This window comes from Flavobacterium sp. CFBP9031, from assembly GCF_034044945.1.
Classification (GTDB): domain Bacteria; phylum Bacteroidota; class Bacteroidia; order Flavobacteriales; family Flavobacteriaceae; genus Flavobacterium.
Window position 1 is genome coordinate 170666 of record NZ_JAXCWF010000014.1, and the last position, 14031, is coordinate 184696.

The following is a 14031-nucleotide window of genomic DNA, read 5'->3' on the forward strand; positions in this document are numbered from 1 at the left end:
TACACAGATTAATTTGTATTACACACAGATTAAAAAAATCATTTAAATCTGTGAATCCCGATAGCTATCGGGAGTGGCAAAAAAACAACCACAAAAAACTAGCTCTCCATCATGAAATTTAGACCATTATTATCCTTTTTACTCCTTGGAAGCCTCTTTGTCTCAGCACAAAACAAACCCACTATAAAAGAATACAAAAAAGTATTTACCACATATCCGTTCTCAGACCCTGATCCGATTCCGAAACCAGATACCAAGTTTTATCCCTATTTCCGTTTTGATGGTTTTACCGATAAACCCGTTCAGAAAGAATGGAAAGTAATCGAAATTGAAAACGATTATATTAAACTGATGATTTTGCCAGAAATTGGCGGAAAAGTCTGGTCGGCTATAGAAAAATCTACAGGAAAAGACATTGTTTACAATAATCACGTTGTAAAATTTAGAGACATTGCCATGCGCGGACCGTGGACAAGCGGCGGTGTTGAAGGCAATTACGGAATTATCGGCCACACGCCAAACTGCGCCACTCCTGTCGATTATAAAATCATAAACCGAGAAGACGGAAGCATTAGCTGTGTAATTGGAGTTTTAGATTTATTAACTAGAACTTCTTGGAAATTAGATATCAATCTACCGAAAGACAAAGCCTATTTTACCACAAATTCGTTTTGGTCTAACACAACCGAATTCGAACAGCCTTATTATACTTGGATGAATACGGGAATAAAAGCTGCCGAAAATCTGCAGTTTATTTATCCAGGACAGACTTACATTGGTCATAACGGAGATTACCATTCGTGGCCACTAGATAAGGAAAACGGTAAAGATTTATCTTTCTATAAAAACAATAATTTTGGCGGTTACAAATCGTATCACGTATTCGGGAAATATGATGATTTCTTTGGCGGATATTATCATGACGAAGATTTCGGAATGGGAAGATACGGCAATCACGACGATAAGCCGGGTAAAAAAATCTGGATTTGGGGATTGTCCCAGCAAGGAATGATTTGGGAAAAACTATTATCCGATACTGACGGACAATATGTAGAAGTACAAAGCGGAAGATTGTTTAATCAGGCGAGCGAAGGCAGTAATCTTACACCTTTCAAACAGCGTTCATTCGCACCATATCAAACGGATACTTGGACTGAATATTGGTTTCCTGTTAAACAAACAAAAGGTTTTGTAAAAGCAAACAATTATGGTTCAGTTAATATTAAAAACGAAAACGGCTGGCTGAAAATCTATTTTTCTCCACTTCAAAAATTAAACGAAAAAATTGAAGTTTTTGAAGACGATAAAAAAGTATATTCTAAAGATATTGCTCTGAATACGATGCAAACTTTTAAAGATTCTATTCAGGTAAAAGTCGATTCTAATAAATTGAAATTTGTTTTAGGCGGCAATAAACTGGTTTGGAATTCTGCTCCAGAAGATGGAAACATCAATCGCCCTCTAGAAATACCAAAAGATTTTGATCATAATTCGGTTTACGGATTGTATCAGCAAGGAAAAAACTATATCAGTTTTAAAGATTATGTTCTAGCTGAAGATAAATTGAATGCTTGTTTAAAATTAGATCCAAACTTTGCTCCTGCTCTTTCTGCATTGGCTTCTCTGCAAATCAGAAAATTAGATTACAAAGCAGCTGTAAATTCGGCAAGCAAAGCTTTAGCAATAGATACTTACGATCCTGCTGGAAATTATTTTTATGCTTTGGCAAACTTTCATTTAGGAAATACTATTGATGCAAAAGATGGTTTTGATATTGCTGCGGCAAGTGTTGAATTTAGAAGTCCAGCTTATACTGCTTTAAGCAAAATTTATTTAGCCGAAAATGATCTGCCAAAAGCTATTGAATATGCTGAAAAAAGCTTAGTATACAATCAATACAATATAGAAGGTTTACAGGTTTTAGCGGTTTTATATCGTCTTCAAAATAATTCAGATAAAGCAAATTCAGTTTTAAAAACGATTACAAAATTGGATCCGCTGAATCATTTTGCTGATTTTGAAAAATACCTTTCGAACAATTCAAACGATTCAAAAAATGCTTTTACTGCTGCCATTCAAAACGAAATGCCAGAACAGACTTTTCTTGAATTAGGAATTTGGTATAACAACATAAGCCGAAAAGAAGAAGCTTTAAAAGTCTTTTCTATCGCTGAACCAAGTGCTGAAATTATCTATTGGAAAGCCTTTTTAGAAAACAAACCAGTTGACGTAAGCAAAATCAAACCAGGAACTAGTTTTCCTTTTAGAAATGAAACCGCTGAAATTTTAAAATCATTAATTAAAACAAATGATCAGTATCAATTAAAATATCATTTAGGTTTAATTGAATGGAATCGCAACAGCATTTCAGAAGCTAAAAGATTGTTTTCAGAATGCGGTTCAAAACCAAATGATCCTGCGTTTTATGGAGCGAAAGCTTCGTTATTTAAAGATGATGCTTCGATAGTATTGGCAAGTCTTCAGCAAGCTATAAAATTAGATCCGCAAGGCTGGAGATACCATAAAATGCTTGCAGAACATTATATCGCCCAAAAACAATTTGATAAAGCGCTTACAACGGCGGAATCTTTCTATAAAAAACATCAAGACAATTACTTGATTGGAATGCTTTACGCTAAAACTTTATTGCTAAATAAAAAATACCGTGAAGCCGATGCATTTTTAACCAAATTGCAAATCCTTCCTTTTGAAGGCGCAACCGCAGGAAGACAATTGTATCACGAAGCTAAATTGATGCAGGCTTTAGCAGAAATCAAAAACAAGCAGTACAAAAAAGCATTACAATTTATTGCCGATGCCAAACTGTTTCCAGAGAATTTAGGTGTAGGAAAACCGTATGACGAAAATATTGATGAAAGACTAGAAAATTGGCTGGATTATGAATGTTATACCAATTTAGGAAACAAAGAAATGGCTTCTAAATCTTTGGAAAAAATTGTCGCTTTCCGTCCTGTGATTGATAATACGGTTATGAATTTCCTTCCGGCAAATCAATTGGTTTCGGCTTGGGCAATAGAAAAAACTTCTTCTGCGCAAGAGGCTGAAAAATGGATTAAAAATCAGGCCAATTTATATCCGACAAATAAAATAGTACAATGGACTTTATTGTCTTACACCAAAAAACAATCGAATATTTTAAGTGAAGATGAAAAAGACGGCGAAGTTAGAATTATCGAAAAACTGTAAAGAACTTTCTAAAACAATAAAAATGAAAAACCATTTTTTAAAATATACTTTTTTTGGTCTTGTCCTTTTGATGGCACCAAAAATAGAGGCACAAAACAAAACAGAAAAGGCAGATGAATTATCCATTTATCGCGCTACTCCTTTAAAAACACATGATTTAATTCATACCAAACTAGAAGTTTCATTCGATTACGGAAAACGCTATTTGTACGGAAAAGAATGGATTACTTTAAAACCGCATTTTTACGAAACCGATTCGCTTAAATTGGATGCAAAAGGAATGGATTTTAAAGAAATCGCTATTATTGATGGTAAAAAAAGCATTCCGTTACAATACAAATACGATAACGAAGAACTTTCTATCGCTTTAAACAGAAAATACAAAAGAACCGAAAAGTATACGATTTTTATTAATTACACAGCAAAACCAGCAGAACTGAAAAGCAAAGCTGGCGAATCGATTACCAATTCAAACGGATTGTATTTCATTAATCCTGATGGAAAAGGTGACAAACCAACACAAATATGGACGCAAGGCGAGACGGAAGCTTCTTCTTGCTGGTTCCCGACAATTGACAAACCAAATCAGAAAACAACTTCTGAAATTGCAATGACAGTTGAGGCAAAATATACCACGCTTTCAAACGGCAAATTAGCTTCCCAAAAAGTAAATAAAGATGGAACCAGAACTGATATCTGGAAAATGGAACAGCCAAATGCGCCTTATTTATTTATGATGGCCGTTGGTGATTTTAAAATCTATAAAGATTCTTATAACGGTAAAGAAGTCAGCTATTATTTAGAGCCAAAATATGCGCCATATGCCAAACAGATTTTTTACAAAACGCCAGATATGATGAATTTTTACAGCAAAATGCTTGGTGTAGAATATCCATGGGCAAAATATGCGCAAATTGTGGTGAAAGACTATTTTGGAGGTGCTATGGAAAATACTTCTGCGACAGTTCATGGTGAATATGTTCAGAAAACAGAACGAGAATTATTAGATGATAATCAAGAAAGTACCATTGCTCATGAGCTTTTTCACCAATGGTTTGGAGATTATGTAACGGCTGAATCTTGGTCAAATTTAACAATGAATGAATCGTTTGCTACTTTTGGAGAAGTTCTTTGGCACGGTCACGATGCTGGACAAGATGCTGAAGACAGATCTCGTTATGAAAAATTACAGAATTATTTACGCTCACAAAAAAATGGTGACAGCCCTATTTTAGCCCGTTTTCATTACAGAAACGCAGACGATATGTTTGATAATATCAGCTATTCGAAAGGTTCGATTATTTTGTATGCCATGAAAAACCAAATGGGTGACGAAGCTTTTTTTAAAGGACTAAATCATTATTTAACCACAAACGCTTATAAATCTGGAGAACCGCATCAGCTGCGTTTATCGATGGAAGAAGTGACTGGAAAAGACTGGCTGCCTTATTTTGATCAGTGGTATTATAATGCTGGAAGTCCGATTCTGGATGTGATTTACAAATATGCTAACGGAAAAATTACCATTACAATAAGTCAATCTCAGGATAGTGCTGTGCAAACCTTTACACTGCCTTTAAAAGTTGATTTTTACGTAAACGGAACTAAAATAAGAAAGGATATTTTAATTGATAAAAGAACGCAAAGTTTCAGTTTTGATCTTCCTTCAAAACCAGAATTTATAGATTTAGATCCGGATAAAATTCTAGTTGGTGAAGTTAATGTAGATAAAAAAACGGCTGCTGATTATCTTTTTCAATATAAAAATGCGCCATCGTATTATAACCGAATTGAAGCTATAAAATTTGCTTCAAAGACAGAAGTCAGGAGTCACAACTTATTTTATTGGAAGGTTTAAAAGATCCCCAAGAAGACTTAAGAGTGTTGAGCATCAAAGCAATTGATTTAAATGAAAAACAAACCAAAGATCAGGTTTTAAAATCACTGCTTGACATTGCCAAAAACGACAAAAAGACCATTGCCAGAGCAAATGCTATTGTAAAATTGGCTTCTACTGGAGATACTTCTTACAAAACGTTAATGGAAGAAAGCATTAAAGAACAATCATACAACGTAATTGCTGCAGGATTAGCAGGATTAACAAAATATGCACCAGCCGAAGCAGATAAGGCATTGGCTTCATTAGATGACGATACCCAAAAACATGTAACGCCATTAATGAAAAGATTTAGTAGTCAAAAATAATTATAAAAGTCCTTGGATTGTTTTGTTTTTGAAAACCTCTCTAATTTGGTTCATTAGAGAGGTTACTTTTAGAATAAATTACCACTAAAATATCACTTATGAAAACTACCTTTTTTAAATCAACTATAGCTCTTTTTCTTTTGTTCGGATGGACAATTGCATCGGCACAAATGATTAAGACCAAAACTCCTGCACGTGCAAAAGGACAGCAAGATGTGTTGAGAATGGCAGCAGATCCGATTCCAACCGTTCGTGTTGCTTTCATCGGACTTGGGATGCGCGGTCCTGGAGCGGTCGAACGTATGACACATATTCAGGGTGTGGAAATTGTGGCTTTGTGCGACATGACTCAAGAAAATACTGCAAAATCAAATGAGATTTTAACGAAAGCAGGTTTCCCAAAAGCACAGGAATTCTATGGTGATGAAAATGCTTGGAGAAAAGTAACGGCTTTGCCAAACGTAGATTTAGTTTATGTAGCTACAGACTGGCTCCACCATGCTTCTATCGGAGTTCAAGCCATGAAAGACGGAAAACACGTTGCGATTGAAGTTCCTGGCGCTTTAACCATGACAGAAATCTGGGAATTGATTGATACTTCAGAAAAAACTAGAAAGCACTGTATGCAATTGGAAAACTGCGTTTACGATTTCTTCGAACTGACTACTTTAAACATGGCTCAGCAAGGTCTTTTTGGAGAAATTCTTCATGCTGAAGGTTCTTATATTCACGGTTTACAGCCTTTTTGGGGAGAATACTGGAATAACTGGAGAATGGATTACAATATCAAACACCGCGGCGATGTTTATGCGACACACGGTATGGGGCCTGCGTGTCAGGCACTAAACATTCATCGCGGTGACAAAATGAATTTCTTGGTTTCTATGGATACAAAAGCCGTCGGAAATCCTGCTTACATTAAAGAAAAATCAGGAAAAGAAATTAAAGATTTTAGAAACGGTGATCATACCATGACGATGATTCGTACCGAAAATGGAAAAACAATTCAGATTCAGCACGATGTGACTTCTCCTCGCCCGTACAGCAGAATGTATCAATTGAGCGGGACAAAAGGATTTGCCAATAAATATCCGCTTGAAGGTTATGCATTGGACGGAAAAGAGTTAGGTGACGATGTAAAACCAAATCACGAAAAATTAAGTGCGCACTCTTTTGTTCCTGAAGAAGTGAAAAAAGCATTAATCGAAAAATACAAACATCCAATTGCTAAAGGAATCGAAGAACAAGCCAAAAAAGTAGGCGGTCACGGCGGAATGGATTTTATTATGGATTATCGTTTAATTCACTGTCTGCAAAAGGGACTTCCTCTGGATATGGACGTATACGATTTAGCCGAATGGTCTTGTCTTGGTCCATTAACCGAAATTTCATTAGATCATAATTCTGCTCCCGTTGAAATTCCAGATTTTACGCGTGGAGGCTGGAATAAACTTAAAAAATTAGAGTTTTCAGAATAAATATATTGGTTAGTTAAAGAGGGACAAGAGGGCAAAGTAGATGTTGCTCTCTTGTTCCATTTTTACACCATTCATAAAACAAAAAAAGCCACCTGATTTTCTCAGATGGCTTTTCTTATTTTTTGATAAAAAAATTAATTCCAATTGAAAGTAATTCTCTTTTCTATTTCACTGCTTAAACTTAGAAATACTGGGCAAGTCATTGCAGCACGTTCCAAAATCGTTTTGCTTTTTTCATCAGCATTACTTTTCATTTGAAATACAATTTCGATTGCTCCAATTCTTCTTGGTTCTGCATTCATAATTTTAGTTACTTCAGCTGTGGAACCAACAAAATCTACTTCCAAATCACGGGCTTTAATTCCCATAATGGTCATCATGCAGCTTGCTAATGCGTTTGCTACAGTATCTGTTGGAGAAAATGCCTCACCTTTTCCGTTATTATCTAATGGTGCGTCAGAAATGATTTCGCTTCCTGATTGCACGTGAATTGAACCTGTTCTTAAATCTCCTAAATAGGTTACTTTTGATGTCATTAATTTGCTACTTTTAAAGTTAAGTCACTATCATAATATAAGATGTAAACACCTTTATTAGCGTGTCCGCCATCTTCTTTTCTATAATATTGAAATTTATTGTCTACTTGCTGAGTCGTCATCAAATCAGCTGTTTCTTGAAATGTTTTTCCTTGAGATAAACGCATCATCGTGTCAAAAGTTACATCAAATCCTCTAGTTGCATAAGTTGTTGGATTTGCTTTGTTTTTCAAACGAAATTGTTTTTCATAAATTAAAACTGGCTGTTCGTCACTTTCGCGCGTTACAGAAGGATACATTAATTTCAATTTTATCAAATTATCAAAACTAATTTCATCTGTATCCAATGTGCTGTTTGGCTCTAAAATCACCAATTGAACCTGACATGTTTTCTGAGAATCAAGCAATGCTTTAATTGTAGCTTTAACCATCGCTGTATTACCGGTTTCCATCACAACATAATTCATTCGATTTGGCATCAACAAGCTTTTTAAATTAGCCACATCCAAACCACCTGTTTCGGTTAAAGTTGCAAATGCAACTCCTTTTTGGTTTTGTCTGATATAATTAATAACCGACTCCTTTTTCTTATCTACTACCGCTACAATATTCCCGTTTTTAGAACGCATATAATCAAAAACCGAATTTCTAATCACGTCATTTGAAGGTATAGTTTGATATAAATTGTCAATCGGATTTGCACTATCTTTTGATAAAGGAGAAATTACTGGAACGTCATATGAACGTAGCATGTTTGCTGTAGTTTCTGCGTTACTTTGGTAAAATGGCCCAATTACAGCATCCGCATCTTGAAGCTTCGGAGTTAAACCTACAACATTAGAAGTTGTTTTAGTTTCCTGAGAATCGTAAATAGCAACATCAATTGGAAGTTTTAATGTTTTTGCAGAATCAATCGCCATCATAGCTCCAGCATAAAAATCTAAAGTCATGTTTAAGAACTTGTCGTTTTTAATTCTGTTAGCTGTTCCAGAAGTATCGCTTTGTACTTTAGCCAAATTAAAAGGAAGCAATAAAACTACTTTTTTACGCTCGTTAAGCCCTTTCTTTTTGGTCAACTCAACAATTTCTACGTTTTCGTTTTCAGTCGATTTTACTTTATCGACAATTTTAATTCCACCGCCAGTATTTTCAACTGGTTTATACACTGAAGAATCAGCAGGTTTATCTGGCACTTGTGCAGCAACAATTGGTGCTGGAGCCACATATCCTGTTGGAACTTTCAAAACCATTCCTTCTTTTACACCTTCAGAAAGTGACGGATTCAATGCCACTAGTTCTTCTTGCGACAAATGGAAAACTCTTCCTAAACTATAAAAAGTTTCTTTTGGTTTAACCTGATATTCCATATAAGTCACTGCTTTTTTAGAAGTTTCCGCAGGCTTTTTATTTTCTACAGCTTTTGCCGTTTCTACTGGAGCAGCTTCTGTTTTTGGAGCTGTGCCTTTTATCGTCAATCTGTAACCAACTGGCAAGCTGTTCACAATATCTGGATTGCGTTTTTCTAATTCGTCAACCGTAATATTATACTGTTTTGCAATACCAAATTTTGTTTCTTTTGGCTGAACATCATGATAAACATATTTTTCGGCACCTTTTTCTTTCGCAGGTTTTGCTGCTGCTGCTTTTGGAGCAGATCCTTTTGCTGGAATAACCAATTTTTGTCCGATTTGAACACCTGTTTTTTCCAAAAACGGATTTGCCGCTTTTAAAGCTTCATCTGAAATTCCGTACTTGTGCTCAATGCTGTAAAATGTTTCCTTTGGCTGCACTTCATGAATAATTTCTTTTCCTGAAACAGCTGCTTTAGTTTCAGAAACTTCTTTTTTTGCTTCTCCTGTTTTTGTCGGAATCAACAGCACAGAATTGGGCACCAATCCCGTTCTTGCATCTGGATTGAGCTGATAGATATCATAAGGCGTTACCTTAAATTTTTGTGCAATCTGATTAATCGTCTCACCGCTCGATACTTTGTACTTCACCACTTTTTCTTGCGAAAATGCGCTGGAAGTCATAAAAAATACGAGAGACAATACTGTTAAATAATATTTCATAATAAGGCTTAAAACAATTTAATTTCTAATTCTAAAATAAGTTACGATTTTACTAAAAGCAAAATTCGCGCCGTTTGCTTTATCGCTGTAAAAATTACCTTAAATCGATTTCTACTTTAGCAATAATGATTTCTTTATATAACTCATCTTCTTCTTTTTTCTTGCATTTATAAAGCACTTCTTCCATGTTTTCGAACTTATCGGCGTAAACATAATACGAAAGGCTGTTAATGTTGAAAAAGAAGCTAGCGTTAAATTCACCAGAATCAATGAGTTTCATAATGAGCTTATCTCGGTCAACTGCGTCTGTAAATATACCTAAAACTAAGTAATACCCGTTTGAAACTTCTTTAAGATTATCATAAACTTCAACTTTTACTGTTTTGTCAGGCCTTAACGGATTGTCTTTCAATTCTTGTTTCATTTCTTGTAATGAAATTGTTTTTGAATTTTCAGCTGCACCCTTTTTTTCCTGTTTCTTAACCGCTTCATCCTGATATTTTTTCAATTTGATCAAAGCCAATTTATCATCAAATTTTCGAGCTTCCATACTATAATAAGAAGCTTTACTGATGTGTCTTTTTACTTCAATTTTTTTCTGAGTGTCCAAAGAATCTATTTTAGCAATTAAAAGCTGATTTTTTTCATCTCCTCTTTCTTGCTCGATTTTATAACGTTTAATTTCTTCTAAAGACAAACGCTGCTGCAAAGGTTCTGTATTAGATTTTTTCTCGCTTTCGCGGATTTTCTTCTTGTATTCCTGATTTTCCTCAACTGCGATTTTCTCTACTTTATTCATCAAACCAGCGTAGGCTTTTCTGTTTTCCGCCAGTTCCTTTTTCAATTGAGATGATAATTCATTTGTTTTATTGATTCCTTCAGAAGATTGTCTTTCTAGTCTTTTAGATTCTTCAACATTCAAAATATCCATTCGCTTCAACTCTTTCAAATCATTATTCATTGAAGTGACAAGCGAATCTAATTTTGCCATTAAAATATCTTGAACATTTTTATTTGCTTCTAAAACCAAACGGAGTTTTTCAACTGAGTTTTCTTTAGAACCATTCATATCGTTCAGATTCACTTTCAGATCATTAATTTTTATAATTTTCTGATTCATTTCTTTCTGAACCACAAGACGGTCTTTTAAATCCTCTATTTCGACTGTTTTAGCTTTTGTTTTTTCAACCACAACTTGTTTTTCGGCCAAAGCCAACATCAATTCTTCACTTTCGTTTGATGGTTTTATGGCTGCTGTATTAATGGCTAATTTGTTTCCAACAACTAATCCGTTTACGATTTCAGGATTTTGAGATTCTAATTGATCAATTGAAATTCCGTATTTCTTAGCAATCGAAAATTTAGTTTCTTTTGGCTCTACAACATGAAAAATGGTTTCTTGATTAATTACACGAACTCTCCCATCCAAGGTTTTTCTTTTGTTCGGAATTGAAATCGTTTGACCAATTTGCAATCCATTAATTAAAATGTCTTTATTTAAATTTTCTAAATCTTGAACCGAAACATTGTATTGTCTCGCAATGCTGAATAAAGATTCTTTAGCCACAACTTGATGCGTAGTTTTTGAAGAAACAGCAGCTTCTAATTTAGTTGCATTATCTAAATTTTGAGGAATTATTAATTCTTGACCAATTTGGAGTCCGCTGGCCAGAATTTCTGAATTGGCATTCTGAATGGCTTCAACCGAAACATGATATTGTTTAGACAAACCAAACAATGTTTCTTTGGGCGCAACAATATGGGTTTGTTGCTTTGAATTTTTATTTTCTAAGGAGTGAACTGGAATCTTTATAATCTGATTATCCTTGATTCCGTTTTGCGATTCGGGGTTGAGTTTGTAAATATCGTCTACAGAAACCTTGTATTTTTGGGCAATGAAAAAAGCGGTTTCTCCTTTTTGAATTCTGTGTTCAATTATTGCATCTTGTGCAGTTATTTTGTTAAAAGACAAAACAAACACAAGAGAAATCGTTAAAAGTTCTCTCATAAATAGTAGGTTGTAAAAAATTAAGGCCTTACAAATGTAAGACCTTAATTTTAAATTATGCTACTATTCCCACTCAATTGTTGCAGGTGGTTTCGAACTAATATCGTAAACTACACGATTCACGCCTTTTACTTTATTGATAATGTCGTTTGACACTTTCATCAAGAAATCATAAGGTAAATGAACCCAGTCAGCAGTCATACCATCTGTTGATTCTACAGCTCTAAGCGCTACTACTTTTTCGTAAGTACGCTCATCGCCCATAACACCAACACTGTTTACAGGAAGCAAAATTGCTCCAGCCTGCCAAACTTTATCGTATAATCCCCAAGATTTTAATCCTTCGATAAATACAGAATCAACATCTTGCAAGATCTGTACTTTCTCTGGCGTAATATCTCCTAAAATTCTGATTGATAATCCTGGTCCTGGGAAAGGGTGTCTTCCTAATAATTCTGGATCTATTCCTAATGTAGCTCCTACTCTTCTTACTTCGTCTTTAAACAACATTCTAAGTGGTTCTACAATTTTTAATTTCATATAATCTGGCAATCCACCAACATTATGGTGCGATTTAATTGTCGCAGATGGTCCTTTTACCGAAACAGATTCGATAACGTCTGGATAAATAGTTCCTTGCGCCAACCATTTTACGTCTTCTAATAAGTGCGATTCATCATCAAAAACTTCGATAAATACACGACCAATTGTTTTACGTTTCGTTTCAGGATCACTGATTCCGGCCAATTCGCCTAGGAAACGATCTCCAGCATCTACTCCTTTTACATTTAATCCCATTCCTTTGTATTGATCTAATACACTTTGGAATTCGTTTTTACGTAAAAGTCCGTTGTTAACGAAAATACAGTATAAATTTTGTCCGATTGCTTTGTTTAATAAAACTGCCGCCACAGTAGAATCTACTCCTCCAGATAAACCAAGAACCACTTTATCGTTTCCTAATTTCTCTTTTAGTTCTGCTACCATTTCGTCAACGAAAGCATTTGGAGTAAAGTTTTGAGGAACTTCAGCAATTTTAACTAAGAAATTCTCCAGCATTTTTTTTCCATCTGTAGAGTGGTAAACTTCTGGATGATATTGAATTGCATAAGTAGTTTCGCCTTCAATTTTATAAGCTGCGTATTCTACATCATGCGTGCTTGCTAATTTTACAGCATTTGTTGGAAGCGCTTTGATACTATCGCTATGGCTCATCCAAACCTGGCTGTTTTCTGAAACTCCGTCAAAGAAAGTTTCACCTTCTTTAATATAAGACAAGTTTGCTCTACCGTATTCTCTTGTATTGGAAGCAGCTACTTCACCACCGCTGAAATGAGCCAAATATTGAGCTCCGTAACAAACAGCAAGCAAAGGCATTTTACCTCTAATTTGTGATAAATCAGGATGTGGCGCATCTTCTCCTCTAACAGAGAAAGGGCTTCCTCCTAAAATTACGGCTTTATAACTTGATAAATCACTTGGAATGTGATTGTAAGGAAAAATTTCGCAGAATATATTTAATTCGCGAACTCTACGCGCAATAAGCTGAGTATATTGCGATCCGAAATCTAAAATAAGTACGTTGTGTTGCATGCGCAAAAATACTTTTTATATTCGAAATTGAAAAATCGGAGCAATGAAAAAAAATATTTTTTTTTCATTGTAGATTCTAAGATACTTAGTTACTAAGATTCTGAGCTTTTTTCTAGCTCAAAAACAAAAAACTTAGCATTTTAGAACCTTAGCAACTCAGTATCTTTGCAAATCCAAAAACCGAATTATTTCGTATCTAACGAAAAACCCAATTTAATTTAACCATGAAATCAAAAATTATTGCCCTGTCAGCTTTCTTATCGATCTTTTTTTGCTCTTGCAACACTGTTGATGATTTGCTGACTTTTACTATTTCGAACAATGCTTCGATTAAAATTCAAAGCACTTCTCCAATTAATCTGCCTTCAGAGATTATTACGCCAGAGGTTACGACCAATTCTTCTGCTGAGTTTGAAAACAATAAAACAAAAGTAAATTTGGTGAAAGATGTAAAAATCAGATCGCTGAAATTATCGATTACAGATCCTTCAGATAAAACATTTACCTTTTTAAAATCTATACATCTATATATTTCTACAGCTAATTCAGAAGAAATTGAATTAGCGTATGCTGACAATATCAATGTATCTAGTAATACGATCGATTTGATTTGTACTGATAAAAGATTAGATGAATATATAAAAGCAGACAGTTACAAAATCAGAACGAAAGTAACATTGAAAGAAACTTTAACAAAAGATGTGACCGTAAAAGCAGAAATGAAGTTTAAGGTTACTGCGGATCCATTTTAGTCTAAGATGCTAAGGTTCTGAGGTTCTGAGGTTCTAAGATTCTAAGATTCTGAGGTTTTAATCAGATTGTATAACAAAAAAGGAGATTCTAAAATAGACTGCACCCAAAAGTTTAGACAAATTAATAATTAAGTTTTATAATAATGAGCTCGATATTGTATCGGGCTCATTCCTTTTAGA

General features: G+C 34.6%; 9 protein-coding genes. 5 read left to right on the plus strand and 4 right to left on the minus strand.

Features of this window, described 5'->3' with window-relative positions:
• Positions 1–111: 111 nt before the first annotated feature.
• The 4 genes from SOM12_RS21005 (at position 112) to SOM12_RS21020 (ending at position 6890) form a co-directional block, all read left to right on the plus strand.
• Positions 112–3207 (plus strand): DUF5107 domain-containing protein, encoded by a 3096-nt coding sequence (locus tag SOM12_RS21005; protein ID WP_320495285.1) that lies wholly within the window; start codon positions 112–114, stop codon positions 3205–3207.
• 22 nt (positions 3208–3229) lie between these two features.
• Positions 3230–5065, plus strand: coding sequence for a M1 family metallopeptidase (locus tag SOM12_RS21010; RefSeq protein WP_320495286.1), 1836 nt, complete (start codon positions 3230–3232; stop codon positions 5063–5065).
• Entirely contained in the window at positions 5053–5412 is a 360-nt protein-coding gene (locus tag SOM12_RS21015) for a hypothetical protein (RefSeq protein WP_320495288.1), read from the plus strand. The genes SOM12_RS21010 and SOM12_RS21015 overlap by 13 nt, the downstream gene beginning before the upstream one ends.
• Positions 5413–5510: 98 nt before the next feature.
• A complete protein-coding gene (locus tag SOM12_RS21020) occupies positions 5511–6890 on the plus strand; it encodes a Gfo/Idh/MocA family protein (protein ID WP_320495289.1) in 1380 nt (459 codons plus the stop codon).
• Between the two features lie 134 nt (positions 6891–7024).
• Here SOM12_RS21020 and SOM12_RS21025 read toward each other — a convergent pair whose 3' ends face one another.
• The 4 genes from SOM12_RS21025 to guaA all read right to left on the minus strand — a co-directional run bounded on the left by SOM12_RS21025 (position 7025) and on the right by guaA (position 13099).
• Positions 7025–7426, minus strand: coding sequence for an OsmC family protein (locus SOM12_RS21025; RefSeq protein ID WP_320495290.1), 402 nt, complete (start codon positions 7424–7426; stop codon positions 7025–7027).
• A complete protein-coding gene (locus SOM12_RS21030; RefSeq protein WP_320495291.1) occupies positions 7426–9498 on the minus strand; it encodes a PBP1 and LysM peptidoglycan-binding domain-containing protein in 2073 nt (690 codons plus the stop codon). The genes SOM12_RS21025 and SOM12_RS21030 overlap by 1 nt, the downstream gene beginning before the upstream one ends.
• 94 nt (positions 9499–9592) lie before the next feature.
• A complete protein-coding gene (locus SOM12_RS21035) occupies positions 9593–11506 on the minus strand; it encodes a lytic transglycosylase (protein ID WP_320495292.1) in 1914 nt (637 codons plus the stop codon).
• Positions 11507–11569: 63 nt separating this feature from the next.
• Positions 11570–13099 (minus strand): glutamine-hydrolyzing GMP synthase, encoded by a 1530-nt coding sequence (guaA, locus tag SOM12_RS21040; RefSeq protein WP_320495293.1) that lies wholly within the window; start codon positions 13097–13099, stop codon positions 11570–11572.
• Between the two features lie 224 nt (positions 13100–13323).
• Between guaA and SOM12_RS21045 the strand changes: the two genes are divergently transcribed.
• A complete protein-coding gene (locus SOM12_RS21045) occupies positions 13324–13851 on the plus strand; it encodes a hypothetical protein (RefSeq protein WP_320495294.1) in 528 nt (175 codons plus the stop codon).
• Positions 13852–14031 lie beyond the last annotated feature (180 nt).